21 protein-coding genes and 2 pseudogenes are annotated in these 20,152 nt (G+C 46.8%); 8 read left to right on the top strand and 15 right to left on the bottom strand.

The features are described from left to right. A pseudogene (locus tag MiSe_RS05915) lies at positions 1-358 on the bottom strand (photosystem II D2 protein (photosystem q(a) protein)); the annotation flags it as partial. Positions 359-542: 184 nt separating this feature from the next. Between MiSe_RS05915 and MiSe_RS05910 the strand changes: the two are divergent. The 3 genes from MiSe_RS05910 (at position 543) to MiSe_RS05900 (ending at position 3,319) form a co-directional block, all read left to right on the top strand. Then, positions 543-1,109: a photosystem I assembly protein Ycf4 gene (locus MiSe_RS05910; RefSeq protein WP_226575955.1), complete on the top strand. Its 567-nt coding sequence runs from the start codon at positions 543-545 to the stop codon at positions 1,107-1,109. 56 nt (positions 1,110-1,165) lie between these two features. Next, complete coding sequence (locus MiSe_RS05905) at positions 1,166-1,927, top strand: peptidylprolyl isomerase (RefSeq protein ID WP_226575953.1); 762 nt, start codon at positions 1,166-1,168, stop codon at positions 1,925-1,927. Between the two features lie 96 nt (positions 1,928-2,023). Continuing rightward, on the top strand, positions 2,024-3,319 hold the full coding sequence (locus MiSe_RS05900; protein WP_444980466.1) for a beta-ketoacyl-ACP synthase: 1,296 nt from the start codon (positions 2,024-2,026) through the stop codon (positions 3,317-3,319). 160 nt (positions 3,320-3,479) lie between these two features. Here the strand turns inward: MiSe_RS05900 and MiSe_RS05895 are convergent, their stop codons facing one another. The 3 genes from MiSe_RS05895 to MiSe_RS05885 form a co-directional block, all read right to left on the bottom strand. Further along, positions 3,480-4,256, bottom strand: coding sequence for a hypothetical protein (locus tag MiSe_RS05895; protein WP_226575949.1), 777 nt, complete (start codon positions 4,254-4,256; stop codon positions 3,480-3,482). Between the two features lie 13 nt (positions 4,257-4,269). Continuing rightward, positions 4,270-4,689, bottom strand: a complete 420-nt coding sequence (locus MiSe_RS05890; protein ID WP_226575947.1) for a hypothetical protein — start codon at positions 4,687-4,689, stop codon at positions 4,270-4,272. Positions 4,690-4,752: 63 nt separating this feature from the next. Further along, on the bottom strand, positions 4,753-5,532 hold the full coding sequence (locus MiSe_RS05885) for an MBL fold metallo-hydrolase (RefSeq protein ID WP_226575946.1): 780 nt from the start codon (positions 5,530-5,532) through the stop codon (positions 4,753-4,755). A gap of 62 nt (positions 5,533-5,594) precedes the next feature. Between MiSe_RS05885 and MiSe_RS05880 the strand changes: the two genes are divergently transcribed. Next, complete coding sequence (locus tag MiSe_RS05880; protein WP_226575944.1) at positions 5,595-6,179, top strand: endonuclease dU; 585 nt, start codon at positions 5,595-5,597, stop codon at positions 6,177-6,179. Positions 6,180-6,309: 130 nt separating this feature from the next. On the opposite strand, the gene MiSe_RS05875 is transcribed toward MiSe_RS05880, so the two are convergent. From MiSe_RS05875 to MiSe_RS05845, 7 genes are all read right to left on the bottom strand, one after another. Continuing rightward, positions 6,310-6,909 carry a hypothetical protein gene (locus MiSe_RS05875; RefSeq protein WP_226575942.1) on the bottom strand — a complete coding sequence of 200 codons (600 nt, stop codon included), beginning with the start codon at positions 6,907-6,909 and terminating at the stop codon, positions 6,310-6,312. 162 nt (positions 6,910-7,071) lie between these two features. Beyond that, a complete protein-coding gene (locus MiSe_RS05870; protein ID WP_226575940.1) occupies positions 7,072-8,469 on the bottom strand; it encodes a DUF3370 domain-containing protein in 1,398 nt (465 codons plus the stop codon). A gap of 266 nt (positions 8,470-8,735) precedes the next feature. Further along, a complete protein-coding gene (gene tnpA / locus MiSe_RS05865; RefSeq protein WP_226575932.1) occupies positions 8,736-9,143 on the bottom strand; it encodes an IS200/IS605 family transposase in 408 nt (135 codons plus the stop codon). 628 nt (positions 9,144-9,771) lie between these two features. Beyond that, entirely contained in the window at positions 9,772-11,055 is a 1,284-nt protein-coding gene (locus MiSe_RS05860) for a peptidoglycan-binding domain-containing protein (RefSeq protein ID WP_226575930.1), read from the bottom strand. Between the two features lie 33 nt (positions 11,056-11,088). After that, positions 11,089-11,646 carry a hypothetical protein gene (locus MiSe_RS05855; protein ID WP_226575928.1) on the bottom strand — a complete coding sequence of 186 codons (558 nt, stop codon included), beginning with the start codon at positions 11,644-11,646 and terminating at the stop codon, positions 11,089-11,091. Then, positions 11,639-11,893, bottom strand: a complete 255-nt coding sequence (locus tag MiSe_RS05850) for a hypothetical protein (protein WP_226575926.1) — start codon at positions 11,891-11,893, stop codon at positions 11,639-11,641. Before MiSe_RS05850 ends, MiSe_RS05855 begins: the two co-directional genes overlap by 8 nt. Positions 11,894-11,906: 13 nt before the next feature. Then, positions 11,907-12,143: a UPF0175 family protein gene (locus tag MiSe_RS05845; protein ID WP_226575962.1), complete on the bottom strand. Its 237-nt coding sequence runs from the start codon at positions 12,141-12,143 to the stop codon at positions 11,907-11,909. A gap of 131 nt (positions 12,144-12,274) precedes the next feature. Between MiSe_RS05845 and MiSe_RS05840 the strand changes: the two are divergent. Beyond that, positions 12,275-12,820, top strand: a pseudogene (locus MiSe_RS05840) (FAD-dependent monooxygenase family protein); the annotation flags it as partial. 80 nt (positions 12,821-12,900) lie between these two features. Here the strand turns inward: MiSe_RS05840 and MiSe_RS05835 are convergent. The 3 genes from MiSe_RS05835 to rimO form a co-directional block, all read right to left on the bottom strand. Continuing rightward, positions 12,901-13,050, bottom strand: coding sequence for a hypothetical protein (locus MiSe_RS05835; RefSeq protein ID WP_226575924.1), 150 nt, complete (start codon positions 13,048-13,050; stop codon positions 12,901-12,903). Positions 13,051-13,343: 293 nt separating this feature from the next. Next, on the bottom strand, positions 13,344-14,747 hold the full coding sequence (locus tag MiSe_RS05830; RefSeq protein ID WP_226575922.1) for a DEAD/DEAH box helicase: 1,404 nt from the start codon (positions 14,745-14,747) through the stop codon (positions 13,344-13,346). Between the two features lie 182 nt (positions 14,748-14,929). Further along, entirely contained in the window at positions 14,930-16,258 is a 1,329-nt protein-coding gene (rimO, locus tag MiSe_RS05825; protein WP_226575921.1) for a 30S ribosomal protein S12 methylthiotransferase RimO, read from the bottom strand. 236 nt (positions 16,259-16,494) lie between these two features. Here rimO and MiSe_RS05820 point away from each other — a divergent pair, with 236 nt between their 5' ends. Further along, entirely contained in the window at positions 16,495-16,650 is a 156-nt protein-coding gene (locus MiSe_RS05820; RefSeq protein ID WP_226575913.1) for a hypothetical protein, read from the top strand. 172 nt (positions 16,651-16,822) lie between these two features. Continuing rightward, positions 16,823-17,671 carry a photosystem I biogenesis protein BtpA gene (gene btpA / locus MiSe_RS05815; RefSeq protein WP_226575911.1) on the top strand — a complete coding sequence of 283 codons (849 nt, stop codon included), beginning with the start codon at positions 16,823-16,825 and terminating at the stop codon, positions 17,669-17,671. A gap of 20 nt (positions 17,672-17,691) precedes the next feature. Here btpA and MiSe_RS05810 read toward each other — a convergent pair whose 3' ends face one another. Further along, the gene (locus MiSe_RS05810; RefSeq protein WP_226575910.1) at positions 17,692-18,675 is read right to left on the bottom strand and encodes an RNA-guided endonuclease InsQ/TnpB family protein; all 984 of its coding nucleotides are present in this window, start codon (positions 18,673-18,675) and stop codon (positions 17,692-17,694) included. Between the two features lie 281 nt (positions 18,676-18,956). Between MiSe_RS05810 and MiSe_RS05805 the strand changes: the two genes are divergently transcribed. Further along, positions 18,957-19,904: a vitamin K epoxide reductase family protein gene (locus MiSe_RS05805; protein ID WP_226575908.1), complete on the top strand. Its 948-nt coding sequence runs from the start codon at positions 18,957-18,959 to the stop codon at positions 19,902-19,904. Positions 19,905-20,152: the final 248 nt, after the last annotated feature.

Genomic DNA, 20,152 nt, shown 5'->3' with positions numbered 1-20,152 from the left:
AGGCGCCGTGCAGGGCGATGAAGCTCCACAACCCACCTAGCTGACACCAGCGGGTGAAGTTCCATTGGGCTTCGGGTCCCCAGAGGAACAACAGCGAATGTCCCATGCTGTCTGGGGGGCTGGAGACGGCAACGGTGAGGAAGTTGCAGCCTTCTAGGTAGGAGGATGCTAGTCCGTGGGTGTACCAGGAGGTGACAAAGGTGGTGCCGGTGAGCCAGCCACCCAGTGCCAGGAAGGCGCAGGGGAATAGCAGGATGCCGGACCAGCCGACGAAAACGAAGCGATCGCGCTTTAACCAGTCGTCGAGGACGTCGAACCATCCGCGACTTGCTGGGGCGCGTCCGACTGCAATAGTCATTTCAAACCCTCTTGCTTTGTTAAATCTGCAAGCTTTCTCAGTAAGTTAACATAAATATATATTACCGAGTTACCAAAATTAGTAAAGTATCCTAAATCAAGTTATCAGTCGCGGCATCTTGCCAAAGCTGGGTCTAGTTTTTGGTGTATCGTAGTCTTCTAAGGTAACAGAACAACTGAGAGTTATGACCGCAGAAACAATTTCTAGTAGCGATCGTGTACTCCGCCAACAGGTTTTAGGTTCTCGCCGCTTGAGCAACTACTTTTGGGCAACCGTTGTCTCCTTAGGCGCTACCGGCTTTGTACTCGCTGGACTTTCCAGCTACTTGCACAAAAATCTGTTGCCGTTTGCCGATCCCACCCAACTGATTTTTGTCCCCCAAGGCTTGGTGATGGGGCTTTATGGCACGGCTGGTATCCTCTTGGCACTGTACCTCTGGATGATGATCTTTCTGGATGTGGGTGGTGGTTACAACGAATTCAACAAGGAAACCGGCTTTGTGAAAATCTTCCGCTGGGGCTTTCCAGGGAAAAACCGCCAGATTGAAATCAGCAGCCGGACTGAAGATGTCCAATCTGTCCGGGTGGAAATCCAAGAAGGTTTAAATCCAAAACGCGCCCTCTATCTGCGGATCAAAGGTCGCAGAGACATTCCCCTGACGCGAGTTGGGCAACCCCTGTCTTTGTCAGAACTGGAAAATCAAGGCGCTGCATTAGCCCGCTTTTTGGCAGTTCCTCTGGAAGGGCTTTAAATTGTCAGTGTAATTATGAGATGATGGGAAACTCGCACTTGAGAGTCAAACTCTAAATGCAGATCAAGTTAAGATACTGGTTCGTGTCTGTAATAGCCATCGGTGCATTGCTAATCGGGGGATGCACCACAACTCCACAGGCTACCTCTTCCCAAGCATCTCCAACCTCGCCAGCAAATGAAGCTACTGCTTTCGTTACCACTCAAGCAAGCAATCCTCAAATCGCTAATTTACCTCGGCTGGAAGGCAAGGCAACGGTAGTAATGACGGTCAAAGGATCGCCGATTACGATTGAAGTCGATGGAACCGATGCCCCCATCACAGCGGGTAATTTTGTCGATTTGGTTCAACGGGGCGTTTACGATGGATTGGTATTTCATCGTGTGGTCAGAGAACCGCAACCGTTTGTGGTTCAAGGTGGCGATCCCCAAGGGAAAGACCCGAATTTCCCGGTAGGAGAACTGGGAACTGGTAGTTTTATCGATGCAACAGGTCAGCCTCGTTACATCCCCCTGGAAATTAAGCCCCAAGGTGCAGAAAGTCCGGTCTACAGCAAAACCCTCAAAACCGCTGGCGTTTCTGCGCCGCCGGTTTTGCAGCACAAGCGGGGTGCGGTAGCGATGGCGCGATCGCAATTCCCAGACTCGGCTTCTGCCCAATTTTACTTTGCCTTGGCAGATCTACAGTTCCTAGATGGCAACTATGCCGTGTTTGGCTACGTTACCCAAGGCATGGATGTAGTTGATAAAATTCAGCAAGGCGATCGGATCGAATCCGCTAAAGTTACCTCTGGCGCAGATAATCTCAAAAAAAGCTAATGGCTAATGGCTAATGGCTAATGGCTGGGGAAAAATTAGCCATTAGCTATTAATAACTAGCTAATTACCGTGGAAGTTTTTGTTACTGGAATTGGTATGATTTCAGCTTTGGGTAGGTTGGACTCAAGCTGGAAAAATTTATTAGCATCTAAGTCGGCGATTAAAGTGCATCAACCTTTTCCAGAATTAGAAGCACTTCCCCTGGCGTTAATTGATCGGAAACCCACAAATTTAAAAATCCTCGTCGATCTAGTAGTAAAAGATGCGCTGCAAGATGCTGGTTTAGTTCCACCTTTACCAGATTGTGGAGTAGCAATTGGGTCGAGTCGCAGTCAGCAGGCATCTTGGGAAAAGCTCGCCATAGCCTCATATTTAGAGGATGCAGAGTATCCCCATACTCGTTCCCAGGCTCAGCCTGGGAACCAGTCTATAGCCTCATATTTACAGGATGCTCTGCATCCCGATTCTCGTTCCCAGGCTGATCCTGGGAACCAGTCTATAGCCTCATATTTAGAGGATGCAGAGCATCCCCATACTCGTTCCCAGGCTGAGCCTGGGAACGAGTCTAACAAGGCTCTGCCTTGGTTGCTACAAGATTGGTTAGAAACGCTACCCCATATGGGAGCGATCGCCGCCGCCCGTCAAATTGGTTCCACAGCACCCGTATTAGCCCCAATGGCAGCTTGTGCCACCGGAATTTGGGCGCTGGCGCAAGGTTTTGAACTGATCCAAACTGGGCAATGTCAGCGGGTAATTGCCGGTGCGGTAGAAGCACCGATTACACCCCTAACCTTAGCTGGATTCGAGCAAATGGGTGCATTAGCCAAAACAGGCTGTTATCCGTTTGACCGATATCGGGAAGGATTGGTATTGGGCGAAGGGGCGGCAGTATTCGTACTCGAATCCGCCGAATTAGCGAACCGACGCGGCGCATCTATCTATGGAGAGATTTTGGGATTTGGTTTAACGGCGGATGCCTATCATATCAGCGCGCCGGAACCAGGGGGGAGGAGTGCGATCGCCGCCGTCAAACAATGTCTAGAACGCAGCCATCTTTCTTTTGGTGATATTGATTACATCCATACCCACGGCACCAGCACCCAACTCAACGACCAAAACGAAGCCAATCTGATTCGGTATTTATTTCCCCAAGGCGTTCCTGTGAGTTCTACCAAAGGCTCTACAGGTCATACTTTAGGAGCATCTGGAGCCTTGGGAGTCGCTTTTTGTTTGATGGGCTTGAAGTATCAAATATTACCACCTTGTGTGGGATTAAACGAACCAGAATTTGATTTAGATTTGGTCAAAGTACCGCGTCGAGGAAACATTAGACAGATACTTTGTTTTAGTTTTGGATTCGGGGGTCAAAATGCAGTAATAGCATTGGGTTAATCGTTTGATGGGGGCGGGTTTATAACAATTGTCGATTATGGCATAGATAGTCGGTAAAACCCGCCCCTACATAACTGATATCGTTGGGTCAATTAGCAATTAGCAATTAGCAATTAGCAAGAAAGGCCGATCATTCCGATGCAACCGGATTTGATATGATTCACTGACGTGGAAACTGCTGGACTCTGACAATTTCAAAGGTTGAAAATACGGAACCATAAGAGCGAATTTGATTATTAGAAACTGAAGAGCGACTGGGAATTCTGCTAATAGATTGCCTGGTGAGATTTAACACCTCAAAATATACTTCTCCAGCAGCAGAACAATCAAAAATAATTTCAAAAGGGGATGTAAAGCCTTTGTATTCTCCGCCAAAGTCGGTATCTTTACAAGGATCTAGAGATAAAAGCTGATAGTCTTTTTGAGAATCTAATACCGCATAGCCAGTCCAAGCATCTAAACCGTTAGAAGAAACATCTACTCTAGCAATTAAGTACCGACTATCGGGAGAAAAAGCTACTGGATTAACGATATAAAAACCATTGAATCGCCGCTCAAATCCCAGGTCAGAGAGATTTTTTGTTAAAATAGTCTCACTTTCGATGACTAATTCACCAGCGGGGGTTTCTAGTTTATAGGGGTCGCATTTTATAGAACCGACACCGCCTCTACGACTGGTATTTTGACCAACTCTTCTGATAACTCCATTAAAATAAATAGAAGTTTTGCCATCTGGGGATCTGAGTCTTTGAGAGCGATAGTTAACTTCAGTAGAACCTCGGCATTCACCGTTCAATCTGCTGAGAGTTTCTATGCTGAAATTCTTGAACGACAATTGATCTTGCGCTAAAACTGCAACCGCAGAAACAGCGCCTAAAATGGCAAAAATTGCTGGGATCTTAAGAAGCGATCGCACCCCAATTAACCCTTTCCTCATTCCTTGCACCCATCTAGCGAATCGTCAATTTAAACGTATATCCGGGACTGCTTAACCTGTAAGGCTGTGCAATAATAACTCGATAGTCGCCCGTGGATGCGGCATTAAAATAACCATCTTGCGGGTCTGCAAAAATTTTCCCATCTGGCTGTACGAAAGAGAACCCAGAAAGCCCTTGCTCTTCGTTCTCATCAACAGGCGTACCTTCCCAAACTACATCCATAATAATTTCTTGACCTTGGCGGGCGCGAAAAATATACGTATCTTTATTACCAGGCGTCACCGTACCTTTAATAATTGTTGAGAAACGCCCTTGTTCAAACTGTACCCGCTGAGTCACTCCAGTTTGTAACTGCGCTGAAACTGGCAGGAAGGAACTAGCAGCGAAGACTGCTAAACTGATACCGAAATAAATAAGCGATCGCCTTTTCATCACTTTTCCTTTGCTCGTCCCAGAAACCGGGTTTCTTGGAAGAAACCCGGTTTTTCTCCCGAATTATAAGGCTACAGCACGACGTTCTAATGGTAATTCAAACCGCGATCCTGGAGTTGGTTCAATCACCCGCGTCTTCAGATTATTCTGTTCCAAGGTTGATTGAAATTCCGCCGCACTTCCCACAGCGCGAAGGATTTTGATCAGCAATCCCTCAAACTCCACATCTCCCCCAGCAGCAGTGGGTAACATAACTTGGGGTTGCAACCATTGTGCCACTTCTAAAGCACTCTTCGTTCCTTTAATAAAAGGTCCTACAATCGGCAGCACCAAGTCAATAATAGGTGTAATCACCACATCGACTGGTGCAAATTGTTTCAGCGATGGAGAATGATACCCGTGAGGTTCGTAATACAGAGTCAAACCGCTTTCCAATTCTTTGAGCAGATAACCATTTTCCAACACAGTCGGGCCAATAGGAGAGCCGGGAACAGCTTTAATTTCCAAACTTTGACTAAAGGTGAAACTCTCCCCGTGAGCCAGTGAGGTTATGCTGGTATAACCCAACTCCTGCACAACTTTTGCCGCATTGGGAGAACCCACGACGGGGATATTGCGGTCAAGTTGCTTCAGCGTCGGCGGGTGTGCGTGGTCTTCCAAACCTTGAGACAGCAGAATCAGGTCAATATTATCCGGGATGGGACGTTCTGTGCGTCGCGAACCTTTGAACAACCAGTCAATATTACCAAAAACTAACGGCCCCACCAGCCAGGGGTCAAGCAGGATGCGTTTCCCACCCATTTCAATCAGCCAGCTATTGCTGTCCAAGTAAGTCAGGTACATAGTGGTTATGAATATGACGCCTGCCTTTATTGTAGGCATTTGTTACGATATGTTAACGGTTTATGAAACTCGCCGCACTGCTCAAACATCGTCGCACCATTCGGGTCATCGGCTTCGACGATGCGCCGTTTAAGCGCAAAAAAGGCAGCCAAGTCCATATTACAGGAATTGTTTGTGCGGGGACGAGGTTTGAGGGGATGGTGTGGGGAAAAATCCGTCAAGATGGTTGGAATGGGACGGATACAATTTGCAAATTGCTGATCGGCGGTAAATTTTTGCCGCAATTACATTTAGTTTTGCTCGATGGTATTGGTTTTGGTGGTTTAAATATTATCGACTTACCAAAGCTTTCAGAAAGACTTGAATTACCCTGCGTTGCAGTTATGCGTCGTCCCCCTGCTTTAAAAGATATGGAAGAAGCGATGCGCCGTCTACCAAATCCGGAAAAGCGTTTAAAGCTGTTGCAAAGGGCGGGGGAAATACATGCCTTCCCGCCGTTTTATTTTCAAGTCTGCGGTGAAAGTCCAGAGGTAATTGCAGAAGTGTTAAAAAAGCTGACCGACTGCGGGAATGTTCCCGAAGCGCTACGACTTGCACATTTAATTGGTGCGGCGGTAATGAAGGGGGAAAGCGGACGATCTGCTTGACTTATTAGTAGGGTGCTCTCTTCCAGCAGAGTACGGCACCATCTCACTAAGTTTCTAACCCTCTTGTACCATCCAACCGGGATCGAGAAACCCGGTTTTTTAGAAAAACCGGGTTTCTTGGGGTAAGTTTCTAACCCTCTTGTACCATCCACACCAGGAATGCCAAAATTTGTTCAACTGGGGGAAGGGGGTAATCCCTCAAGTCAATTGTAACTGTCGTGCCTTCTAGCTTGAGAAAACGCCATTGAGTGCCGCTGCTGATGCAGCCATAAATTGCAGCAATGGGTTGATTTTTTGCCTGATTAAATCGTTGTGCTGCCACCATTTCAGCAACGCAATGACCATACCCCATTTTTAGCTCGGCTTTTTTCGCTTCTACGATTACCGCAACCGGAGTTTGAATTGCAATGATTTGTGGAGAACGGCTAATCAAAAAATCAACAACCCCATTCAGTCCCACAGTTTCATCAACGTTAAAATCTTCCCCAGAAAACACAGAAATTTGCTGATTGAGTATGCGCCTGACTTCTACTAATACTGGGTAAATAATACCTTCAGAACGAGCTTTTTCACTCCCAGCAGCTACTAGAGGCAAGGTGTCTTCCAAGTATCCTGCCAAAATAGCAGAAGGGGAGATAGGAGCAACCTCTGGAAAAAATCGGTTTTCTATAATGCTGAGACTGAAAGCTTCAAGCGCCTTACTAATCGTTGTGAATTCGCTGTAAGACATAGGCAGCCTCGGAATCAATCAACAATCCCTATTCAAATTATATCTGATTTGGTTATGTCAGAGCGCCATAAGTTTGTAGTAAGCACTTAAGTGCTTACTACAAGCGAGGCACTATTTGTAGCAATTTGTTAGATAAATGGTATAAACCTGCTCTCTAATACCCTATTGGCTATTGGTTCTAACTGTCAGCACTTGCGGCGGCGTTGAATCGGGTGGATAAATAAAATCTAACTGTACAGAACGGCGAGTTTGTGGTAAAATTACTATGGTTTCCAACGGTTCTAAAACTTGTCCCGTGCGATGCCATAAATGTACGTAGCGAGTGTTTATCTGTCCCTTGTCTCTAGTGTAGCGCAACCGCACACTCCCTCGAAAAAATGGGAAATCTAGCGATGGTTTTCGGAAGCGCAAACCCCCTTGACTTAATTTATCTTCTTTCACAGGCGTTTCCAAAGTTAAAGTAACAGTTTGGGGTTGATTTGTGGGGTTATAAAGTGGCAAAATAATGTTATATTCAACAGCATAATTCCCGTGGGCTTCGTAGGCTGTATCCGGATAGCGTACTAGCATGGGTGCAGTTTGAATTTGACTTGTACCTAAGCGCCCACCCCGCAGGGTATTAATGGCATAAGAAATGGCTTTTCCGGGTTGAGGAATTGTCAGATTGTTCGAGTTAGTAGAATCGCTTAATACTGCCTTCCAAACCGAACCTTGCGCCACCCCAGCAACGCGACCATAAATTAATTGTCCCCCAATTTGTTGGGGAGGGGTAGGAGTTTTATCGCGGGGGAGGGCTAAACTTGCGGTATTGAGTAAAGATATCCATTCTTCTAGTGTAGGTGCGCGTTCAGTTCCAGCGGTATTTTTCTTAGCAAATGCGGCTAAATTGGCTGCATAAATTTTACCATTACTTTGCAACCGCATCAAAGTAGACCGACCATTTAAATACCTGGCTGCATTCCGCACGGGCATGGGATGATTTAATAACATCCGGTATTGTCCAGGTGGGATAATTAAGCGGGAGGGAAACTCAGTTTGTCGCTTGTTTTGGAGGATGTCTAGGGATATGCGATCGCCAGGTCCAGCATAAACCGTATTATCTGGATTTTCCACATAATTTGGCAACAGAATATAAGGTGCATCTTGTGTGAGAGAAGTCGCCGCTTGTAAAACTTCTACCGTTACAGATTGAGAACCGGGATTATGCAAAATAATTCCCAGATAAAACGTCTGCAAATCCTTGGGATTAATCGTTTGGTGGTGGGCGAATATATCAAAGCGTCCAGAAAAAGGAAAGTTGAGATGTGCTTGAGGAACTGCTTTTCCAGATGGGGGAAAGGTAGAGAGTAAAATTCCTTCTGCTTTCAACCATTCTGGACTGTTGCTGTTAAACATTGGAATTGCATCCAGTTTACCCGGTAAAGCGCGAACTTCCCCCTGTTGGACGATGATTTCGGGGGATGAGTTGTTTTGATATTTTGCTAGGTTGAAAGTGCCGATAATTAAGATAATGGGGAGGAGGAATAGAAATAAGATAGTCGGTTGTTTGCTTGATAACATATTTATTGTTTATGTAACAAACTAAATATAGCCGAACGAGTGAACTCGCGACTACACAAACTAAGCCGAACGAGTCAACTCGCGGCTAGACAAAATCAGCCGAACGAGTCAACTCGCGGCTATACAAAATCAGCCGAACGAGTGAACTCGCGGCTACACAAACGAAGCCTGCCTTCGCAGGCTAAGAAAAGTCCGCGTAGGCGGACTTTGTTTGTGTAGCCGCGCCTTTAGGCGTTAGGCTGCGGGGTGGCGGCGTTAACCATCAATCAGCTGATTTCCCAGTCGGAGATGAGGGATTTTTGTTGATGATGAGTTGCTTGGTTTCGGATATAATTAGCTATCTGATCGATATTCCGGTGACTGACTGTAAATGCACCGTAACCACCTTGCCATTTGAAAAATTGTCCGGGTTTAATTTCATGGGTAATTAGGTGAGATGAACTGCCTTTGGCTTTGCCGATTAGTTCAGATACGGTTAAGGTGGGCGGAAAATCGGTGAGTAAGTGAACGTGATCTGCGACGCCGCCAATGGCAATTACCGTGCATCCTAATTGACGGCATTGACTAATAATTGCGGCATAAATGACTTCTTGAATGTCTGGCGTGACTAGGGGCAATCTATCCCAAGTTCCCCAGACAAAATGCAGGTACAATTGTGTAAAATTTCTGTGCATTTTGTCCTCTTGTTAAAATACCCTCACCCTGAAGGGTGGGGCTACACAAACTAAGCCCGCCTTCGCGGGCTGTGAGTGTTTTAGCCTGCGAAGGCAGGCTTTGTTTGTGTAGCCGCGAGTTTACTCGTTCGGGCTATTTTGCGTTGGTGAGAAAACCCAAAGCGGAAAGCCCTTTATTGTATTTTGCGAAAGTTTTGCTCGCGATAGCACCCGCAATCTTACTGATCTAAACACCCAGCCCGCGAAGGCGTTGCTCTGTTTGTGTAGCCGCGCCTTCAGGCGGAAGGCGCTCATTCGGCACAACAAAGAGCGATCGCATATTTATAATTAAAAACAACTGTGGGTTGGGTTTCGCTGTTGCAATAACCCAACCTAGTAGGAATTAGCGTTGGCTTTATTCACCTTAACCCAACCTACTTATTTTTCTTAAAGCTACTTAAGGCTGCCTCAGTCATAATCAGCTTCAATTAGAGATACCAAAAGGTTGCCCGTCTTCTTGTTCCCATTTTCTAGAACGATCCAAATCAAGCCATTGTAAAAAGGCATTGCTACCTTGTACAATAGTTTCTGCGGCTGTCACCCAAAAACTTAATTTTTTTCCTAAAACTAACTGCTCAACTACCGTGCGTTACACTCCATATTTCAACAACTCTTGTGCAAGAACCTTAGATCCTATTTCCATTAGCTTGGATAAGTTCTGCTCCTCAATCCAACTTTGGTTGGCAAAAGCTCTTCGGCTATCCTGCGCTGTTAGCAACATCCCATCTCGGAGCAAGCTACCAACTCGTTCTTTTTGAAGTTCGATAAAAAGAGATGACAGAATATTTGTTTTAAGAGTAGCATTATCACCGCTAGGAAATTTCGATAATACTGAATCAGCTAAAACTGCCATTACGAAAGTTGCTTGGTTATATCTCATGGATCCTTCGCTATTTTTAGTGAAAATCAAGCGTCCTCCACGTGGAATAGCTATGTTTCTAATTTCAGTCTTTTTCGCTCTACCGAATGCATTTCTCAAATCCAAAATACCATATCCTTCAGTAGCTAGTCTGAAAAGCCTGTTCACTCCTTCTACTGGGAAAGCGTATAAGTTAGTAGCAGGATTTCTAAATCCTTCAATTCCTCTAACTTCAATCAATTTATTGCGTGAATCATATACCTCAATTACACCATCAGCATAACCCAAGTTATACACATCAAAGCTGTATACTAATGTTCCATCATCTAGTGTTATAGCATTGGGTTTATCAAGAAAGAAGCCATAGCCATCTGCTAGCCGACTAGGACTTTTTTCAGCGGGTGGAACAGTAACCCCACGAATTGATTGTGCATTAGCAGCTACCAGAAGCGATCGCCCCGCCGCCGTCTGTTGTCCAGAATTAGGCGATCTTTCTGCCGTACTCTGTTCATTTCGAGAAGGCGATCGCTCCGTCGCTACATACTGGTTATACCTTTCCAAACATCCTATCACGCCTATTGGTGAACCCTGGTAGCATTCTAAGCCAGCATTCGGCCCGCAGCCGCGCCTTGTAGCTTGACAAAGACGCAGTAAAGTATCTGGGCCAACGATACCATCTACTGCCAGCACTGACATCGCTTCAATATAACGATAATCCTGTTGAAACCTTTTTACAGCTTGCTCTACTTTTGAGTCAAAACGATTGGTAGTTCTACCTTCGTAATAGCCAGCCACTCGTAAGTCTTCAACCAAATTCTCAATTAGAGTCCCAGAGTCCCCTAGCCTGAAACAATACCGACTTATATCTCTATTACTGCTAGACTGGCATGTTGAATAGCTCCCAGATGAACTTGGTCGCCGCGTCGCCGTCTGTTGTCCAGAATTAGGCGATCGCGCTATGGTATTCCGAGAAGTGGCAGTAGCAATATCATAAATTGGAGACTCATTTGCCATTGAACGAGCAACTTGAATCAACTCATTTGGAGATCAGATCCAAGAGGGAGATGAAATCATAAAAAATGTTCTGTCTTGAACCCACTGTATTGTATACCAGCCATCTCCCAATGTAGAATGGTAAGCTTGCACATTTCTTTGTAAATTGACAGATGTAGCATATTGTCTAAACCGTTGATTAAACTCCTGATAGCCTTGTGATGAAAGGGTACTTGAATAGATTGAAAGTGGTACGCAGTTTATTGCATATCCTCTACCACCAGGTTGAAAATCCCGCTCACATCCAACATATTTAATTGTCAGGGAAAAGCTTTCACGATCTGCTCTAAATTCGGGTTCTACACCTGCCAACCTATTAGACCTATGTAATGATGTAGGCAGATTACTTGGCAAACGAAACACCAAATTTCTAGGAAGTTGATTTTGAATATCCCTAATAATTGGTCTAAAGATGGGTGCTGGAGCCGCAGTTGCAGATTGCGGTCTAGTGGATAACCCAGTAACTAAAGCACTCAGGCTCACCATGAAACTAAGTAGCGATCGCGCCTTCATTTCCGTCTCCGCATTTTCGCTAACCCAATTTTTACCCAACTAAGTAGTCATCCGAAACCGTAAATCTCCGTATCTTCAGGCTATTCAGTATTGTCGAATCGAGATAAAACCGCGATCGCACCCGTAATAACACGCAGACAACCGCAAAGCCTGCGAAGGCAGGCTTCGTTTGTGTAGCCGCGAGTTCACTCGTTCGGCTCATTCGGTACAACAACAAGCGATCGCACTCATCCACACTCCCCCAATCCCGAAGTGCAAAAGCGATCCCACTGTCACAGTTGCTCACAATTCTGTTAGTTTCAGGCATTCTCTAAATCGGATAAAAGTTCATCTTCTGTTAAATCGATCATCGCAACTCCATAACGATGTAAATTCAACAAGAAAGTTACTCGATCTGTCCCTACCAATGCAGCAGCCATACCCGAAGATAAGCGTTTCATTTCAAACAATTTGACCGCCATCGCCCATTTAGCTTCTTGCTCAAATTGTTCTCTTGTCTGTTGCAAAGCATCGGGAAATGTCTCTGGGTATTCGATTTTGAGTTAGTTTTTAGCATTTAACGGTTTCCAGCAGTCTGCTAGGTTGCGCTCTGACTAGATTCTATCCTCTGCTGCCTGCGATCGCACTACCATAACAATTAGTAATTCCTGTCTAACCCACTCCCATCATGACTCTCACCGAACAAATTCTTTCCCAACTCCCCGGCAATGTCTTAGCACAACTGCGCCGCGTCGATACTTTGTGGAAAACCCTCAAAGAAAACACCGCACCCATCCCCAACGTAGTCAAAAAAAATCCCACACCCTTGGGAGAAGTAGATTTTGATGTTGTCATCTGCGGCGGCACTTTAGGAATATTAATCGGCGCAGCATTAGCGAAACGAGGTTGGCGAGTTGCTTTAGTTGAACGAGGAATCTTGCGCGGGAGAGATCAAGAATGGAATATCTCGCGCCAAGAATTAGAAACATTTGTCGAATTGGGACTGCTTTCAGCAGCAGAATTGGAAAAAGCGATCGCCACCGAATACAACCCCGCCCGCATCGGCTTTTTTGGCAGTTCCGAGATGTGGGTAAGAGACGTTCTCAACATCGGCGTCGATCCAGTTTATCTTCTAGAAAACCTCAAAACAAAATTCCTCGAAGCGGGGGGCAAGCTATTGGAAAAAACCCCCTTTGACAGCGCCATTATCCACCCGGATGGCATATCCATAGAAGTCTTAGAGAAACCGGGTTTCTGTATAAACCGCGTTACAATCCCAGGATAACACCATATCGCCACTAAGTTTTAGATTTATTAGCGAGTAGTATTGGATAATCTAACTAACAGTTCTTCATCAGATAATTGAGGTAACTGTTGCAACAACAGTGTAAATTCGGCAGAAGGTAAAGCGGATATTGGCTCTAAAAAAGCCGTTAAAATTGCGTCTAATTCACCAAAGCGCACTCCCAGGAAGTTTTCTATTATCGAGCGCTGTCCTTCTTGTCTGTTTTCTTGTCTACCTTGTTGAATTCCTTGCTGAATCTTTAGGCTAAACGAATCCCACTTGATACAATAACCGGGTTTCTATGAAGGCTGCTCGTGTCGCCCACCCCACAAAACCCCAAAAAATCTTGTGGGGTGGGACGTATTGCCCGCCCCAAATATTTTTGGCAACAGCTCTAATAAAAAAAGGGGAGATAACCTTTTTTTATCTCCCCATCTTTCTATTTATTTCTCACAACAATTGGCAAATTTTCTTACTTGCCAAGTTCAACTTTGGGTGGAGAAGTACGCGCACGTTTGATAATCGGTTTGGGCTTGGAATTCGCCACTTCTTCTTCTGGCATGTAGTCTTCTGACCGCATCCAGGCGGGACGGGTTTGATCGTAAGCCATTTGCAATGCAGCAGCTGCGATCGCATGTACCTCATACTCCTCTGCTAATTGAGCCACTAGCGGTAGGAAAGATGCCATGCGTTCCCCAACTAAAGCTTCCCGCACTTGTTGTTGCAGTTTCTCTAATTGGCGCGCTTCAATTTGCGATCGTGTCGGTATCGACCGCACGATCAAGTTTTGCCGCACGTGGCGTTCAATTAACCGCAACTTGCGCCGATCGAATGGTTCAATGATCGAAATTGCCGTTCCTGTGCGTCCGGCGCGTCCTGTCCGTCCGATGCGGTGGACGTAGTTTTCTACGCTATCGGGTAAGTCGTAGTTTATCACGTGGCTGAGATGATCCACATCCAACCCCCGCGCGGCGATATCGGTAGCAACTATCATCCGTACTTGCTTGTTGCGGAACCGCATTAACAAACGTTCCCGCGCTTGTTGGTTGAGGTCGCCGTGGTATTCATCTACACCCCAGCCAGCTGCTTGCAATTGGTTGGTCAGTTCGGCGGCGGCGCGGCGCGTGCGGACGAAAATAATCGCCGATTCTGGGTCTTCCAGTTCTAAAATAGGCTGCAAGGCACGGGCTTTCGTCCAGCCACGGGGAATTGTGTAAGCCACCTGATTGATTTGTTTGGGTGCAGCTTTCGGCTGTTCTACCGAAACTGTAATCGGCGAGCGCAAGAATTTCGCCACTAATTCCCGAATCACTGGCGGCATTGTCGCCGAGAAAAACGCGGTTTGCCGTTCGGTGGGAACTTGCTTGAGGATTTTTTCCACATCGTCGATAAAGCCCATGCTCAGCATTTCATCGGCTTCATCTAATACCAACCAGCTTACCGCGTTTAGTTTAAGCTCTCCCCGTTCCATCAGGTCGATGATTCGTCCCGGCGTTCCCACAACGATGTGAACGCCTTGTTTGAGGCGACGGGTTTGGCGCTCGATTGCTTGACCGCCGTATACTGGCAGAATCCACAAGTTACGATCGATATTAAAATCGCGAATCGCCTGACAAACTTGCACCGCTAATTCGCGGGTTGGTGTTAGAATCAAGGCTTGGACTTCAGTCCGATTTACATCAATCCGTTCCAAAATCGGCAACGAAAACGCTGCCGTTTTCCCTGTTCCTGTTTGCGACTGACCGACCACATCCCGACCTGCCAGCAATTGAGGGATTGCTTGCGCTTGGATTTGTGTGGGCGTTGTCAGTCCATTTTTTTCGAGATGCTCAGCACGTGCTTCCGAGATCCCTAAGTTCTTGAAGGTTAGAGTCATTGAATCCTTTTTAGTTGTTAGTTGTAAGTTGTCAGTTGTGTAGGGGCGGGTTTTACCAATTATTTATGCAATAATCGACAATTTATCTAAACCTGCCCCAGTCAGTTGCGATCTAGCGATGGGCGAACAGCAATCGGCGATTAAGCGATCGCCCATCACCGATTACCCATTACCAATCACCGCTAACCCATGACTGTTCCGTAGAGGTCGTAAAAATCGGCGTCTGTGATTTCCACTCGCGCCATTGACCCCAAACGGGCGTCACCCCGAACGTAAACAAGGCCATCCACTTCTGGAGAAAATCGGGCGCTTCGACCGATTAATTCCCCAGTTTCTGGATTTTCCTGTTCGATCAGAACATCCACGTACTTGCCCACTTCGGCTTGATTTTTCTTTAATGAAATGGGCTGCTGAACGCGCATCAGTCTATCCCGACGCTCATCCATTACTGATTGGGATAATTGATTCGGCAAATTATAGGCTGGGGTTCCTTCTTCCGGGGAGAAGGTGAAAACACCTACATGGTCGAACTCGTGGCGCTCGACAAACTCTACCAGGTGTTCAAAGTGTTCGTCCGTCTCCCCTGGAAACCCGACGATAAATGTTGTTCGCAGAGTCGCCTGTGGTAGCGCTGTTTTTATCCTTTCTATAATTCTATCATTTACTTGCCCTTGCCAGGGACGATTCATCCCACGCAATATTTCTGGATGGGCGTGCTGCAAGGGTAAATCCAGGTAAGGTAAAACGTTAGGTACTTCCTGAATTGCCCGGATTACGTCGGGTGTGAGGCCAGTTGGATAGGCGTAGTGCATCCGTATCCAAGGTATATCGACTTTACCCAAGGCGCGCAACAGTTCGGCTAGTTGCGGTTTTCCGTACAAGTCCAAGCCGTAGTTAGTCGTAATTTGAGAAATTAAGATAATTTCTTTAACGCCTTCGGATGCTAGTTGCTCCGCTTCTGCGACGATGGATTCGATTGAGCGCGAGCGCTGATTCCCCCGTAAATGCGGAATAATACAGAACGCGCAGCGGTAATCGCACCCTTCGGCAATTCGCAGGTAAGCGACTGCCTCCGGGGTAGTACGATAGCGCGGCGTGGTTTCATCCGCTATATACCTAGGTTCCGCAGAAACTTCTTGGACTCGTTCTCCCGTTTCGGCTCGTTGAATTACTTCTACGATTTTGTTATAATCAGCACTTCCAACCACCGCAACCGCTTCGGGTATTTCTTCCAGCAGTTGCGCTTGGAAGTGTTGTGCCATGCAGCCTGCGATCACGATCTTTTTGTTGGCTTCTGCCAGTTCTACCAGTGTTCGGACGGATTCTTCCCGCGCCGCCTGGATAAAGCTGCAAGTGTTTACAATAACGTAGTCGGCTAATTCTTCATTAGAATCTACCTGGTATCCTGCTTCAACAAGCAGACCCAGCATATGTTCGGTATCGATGCGGTTCTTTTCGCAACCTAAATGGGATATAGCAATTGTTGGCTTCGAGGTTTTGGTATCGGGCATTAGCAAATCAAAACTAGGCAGTCAGGTCGTGTGGGATACATGACACCAGCGCCTGAATACAGCTTTTGCCAACCACTTCGCAGAGCCTGCGGTTCGGGATCGGCAACTGAAAAGCTAGTTGCTTGCGGCAACGCGCCCTCTCTAAATTGCACCGATGTCATTATTACTGAATCGTAGCGCAAAATTAACAATCTAAACATATCTAAACAATTTTTTTTGTCATTGGTGATGGGGAGATGAGGAGGCGGGGACGCTCCCGACGCGGTGACTCTCCTGACGCGGTGACGCTCCTGACGCGAGGACGTGGGGACGCGGGACAATCTTCAATCAACCTCGACCCGTCCCCGCGTCTCTCCGTCGCCGCGTCTTCTTTCCCTGCCCCTCTCAGTTAAGATAGGTAAAGAAAATTTCTGCGGATATGGGAATAAAGCCGCGCACGATTGGATAATTTATGATATAATAGTAAATTTGGCAGATAAAGTTGGAGAAGTTTTTAGTGAATAGCTCCAACCTGACCTGTATTCTAAATAGTTGATTTTGTTATAGGGTCCGAATTGAAAACCCGTGGATTTGAACCAGATATTCAAAACACCGAACCCGATTATTGGTGTCGTACATTTATTGCCGCTACCCACGTCGTGCCGTTGGGGAGGTAGTCTCAAAGCAGCGATCGCGCGCGCGGAACAGGAGGCGACGGCCTTGGCATCTGGCGGCGTAGACGGCATTATGGTAGAAAATTTTTTCGACGCGCCGTTTGCGAAAAGTCAGGTAGACCCAGCAGTCGTCAGCGCCATGACGCTGATCGTCCAGCGGATCGCGAATTTGGTAACCCTGCCATTGGGGGTCAACGTACTGCGAAACGACGCACGCAGCGCGATGGCGATCGCCAGCTGCGTCGATGCCCAATTTATCCGCGTTAATGTCCTGACGGGCGTCATGGCAACGGATCAAGGGTTAATTGAAGGCGAAGCGGATAAACTGCTGCGGTATCGCCGCGAATTGGGCAGCGATGTCAAAATACTGGCAGATGTGCTGGTAAAACACGCTAGACCCTTGAGCGCCCCCAATCTGACAGTAGCAGTCACTGATACGATCGAGCGGGGTTTAGCCGATGGGATTATTTTATCCGGCTGGGCAACGGGCAGCCCGCCCAGTTTGGAAGATCTCGAACTCGCAAGTGCAGCAGCAAACGGTGTGCCAGTATTTATCGGCAGCGGCGCTAGCTGGGAAAATATTGCTACCCTAATGCAAGCAGCAGATGGCGCTATTGTTTCCAGTTCGCTAAAACGCCACGGAAAGCGAGATCAACCAATAGATCCAATTCGCGTCAGCCAATTTGTAGAAGCCGCACGCCGGTGTATCGCCGCCAAAGAAAAGCCGGAGTCGGTAAGCGGGGTTAAACTACATTCCTGAAGAGATTTCTTTGCTGTAAACTACCCGACGCTGACCGCAATGGCGGTACAGCGCGGGCTTTCAGCAGCCCTCAAAACAACATCCTGCAAAAAACAGGACATTATTTCGGAACCTCCGGGATGGTTTACGAGCATCCCCAAAGCAGCAATATTTTTTGCCCCGTTCACATCAGCATCGCCCATCCAGCCACAAGCTAAATTCAGGCACTCAAATTTTTTACCGTGACGGTTGCCAATCACTTTGCAGCCATGACAAGTTTTCGAGGTATGGTTCAGCCAAGCTTGGAACCTTCGTTCACTTCCACTCAACCGTTTCAGGACTTGCCGACATCTACGCCGACTAGACCTTGTGCCTTTGGACGCTTGGCGCTGCAACGAAGCCCGAACCCGACTATATCTATCTCGAACCTGGGTTATCTCCTTGCCACTAAACTTCTCTCCCTCACTAGTAACAGCAATATCGGTACGTCCCAAGTCTACCCCAAGCACATCCTCAGTCTCAGGAATGGCAGGTGGCGCAGACTCCAACTGAATTTGCAGATAGAAACTACCGTCAAAGCGCTTTGCCAGTGTTGCCGATTTGGGATTTTGCCCCGCCAGCAAGTGTTTCTGGTAATTACCGATATGCAGTTTAAATTTCTCTCTGCCCTTTAGCATCGTCAGGCTAACTACCCAATCAGATTCCCGAAAAGTGAAAGTGCGGCTGTCGTAAGTTGCGCTGGTTGGAGCAAATCCTTTAACAGGCTTACCCTTCTGTTTTGCGGTCTTACGATTGGCACAAACCCGACGAATCGCGTGAATCGTCATCTGAGCAGACAAGCCAGAATGCGCTCTTGCTTCCTTGTAAATCAAGGACTGAACCGCAATCTGATTAGTCAGCTTTTCTGGTGTGTGAGAGTTCACATACTCACAGCATTTTGCAAAAGCAGAAAGTACCGCATCAAGCTTTTCAACCTGTTGCGGCAACACTTCCAACTTGCAAGAAACCGTGAGGACTTGGGACATTTTCAATATTTGAATATTCTTGCTTCGATTATAGCGTATTTGGCAGCTTTCGGGGCATCGAACCCCTCCTGGTGCGCTGCCCATTCCTCCCGGCACTCACGTTTCAGGTAGAGTGCGGGACTCCTGCTGTTCTAGTTGAGTCGCCGATTTGAGAAACCCGGTTTTTTGGAAAAACCGGGTTTCTTATGCTAGAACTAGACACCAGGCTGCATAGGTCAAAATGGGATAGTCACCCAGAATCTAAAATCTGAAATCTGAAATCTAAAATCTAAAATTCCATTATGATTCGCAGACGTCCTACTCCCTGGATTCATCGCTGGTCGCGGCCTATAATTGGAGCGCTCGCAGGCTTAGGTGCCCTCAACACGTTTTATCTGACTCTGATCGAGTTGGGGATACTAAAAGAAGCGGCATTTTGCCCCACCAGCGGCATTATCAACTGTAACGCCGTTCTGCTGTCGAATTATGCCAAACTGTTTGGCGTGCCGCTATCGCTGTTTGGGTTCTTGGCTTACATAACGATGATGGTAGCGGCTTTAGTGCCGTTGCGGATCGATCCGCAAGAAAATAAACAGTTACGCTCCCAGCTGGAAAATTGGACTTGGCTGCTGTTGTTTGCGGGTGCGATCGCAATGGTCGTTTTCAGCGGCTATCTTCTCTATCTCATGGCGTTTCAGATCAAGGCATTTTGTATTTATTGCCTTGCTTCTGTCGTTTTTTCCATCAGCCTTTTAATCCTCACATTAGTCGGTCGCAGTTGGGAAGACATTGGACAGCTATTTTTTATCGGCATAATTGTCGGTTTGGTGGCGCTGATCGGTTCCTTGGGTGCCTATGCTACCGCTAGTACCCCCCATACTGGAACTGGTGCAAGTGCCGGACTAACTAGCCCACCCATTACTACCACATCCGGCCCCGCAGAACTTGCCCTAGCGCGTCATCTAAAACAAATAGGTGCTAAAGAATACGGCGCTTATTGGTGTCCCCACTGCTTCGAGCAAAAAGTACTGTTTGGCAAACAAGCCGCAGAAGAACTAAATTACATCGAATGCGACCCCAAAGGCAAAAATGGTCGCCCAGATCTGTGCCAAGCTGCTAATATCACCGGCTATCCAACTTGGGAAATTAACGGTCAGTTGTATTCTGGGGTGCAAACTTTAGAAAAACTCGCCGAAATATCTGGATATACAGGCGCGCGCAACTTCCAAAATTCACTGCCAGGACGTTAATTTTTTGTATCTAGGGGCGGGTTTTACCAACCATTTTGCCATCAGCGACAGTTAATTTAAACCCGCCCCCATTGCGTGTAGGGGCGGGTTTTACCAGTTACAGCGGGAACCGCTGTAATGCGGTACAATTTAATCAATCCTCAACAATTAAAAAATTGCTGTGTAATTTGCTGCTACTGTACCTCATAACAGCGTGAACCTCTGTAAGTAGGCCAGATCGAGTAAGTTGTAAGTTTCTCCCCAAGTCC

The organism is Microseira wollei NIES-4236 (assembly GCF_020521235.1).
Taxonomy (GTDB): domain Bacteria; phylum Cyanobacteriota; class Cyanobacteriia; order Cyanobacteriales; family Aerosakkonemataceae; genus Microseira; species Microseira wollei.
The sequence above is the reverse complement of the archived record's forward strand: the minus strand, read 5'-3'. Positions and strand labels throughout refer to the sequence as shown.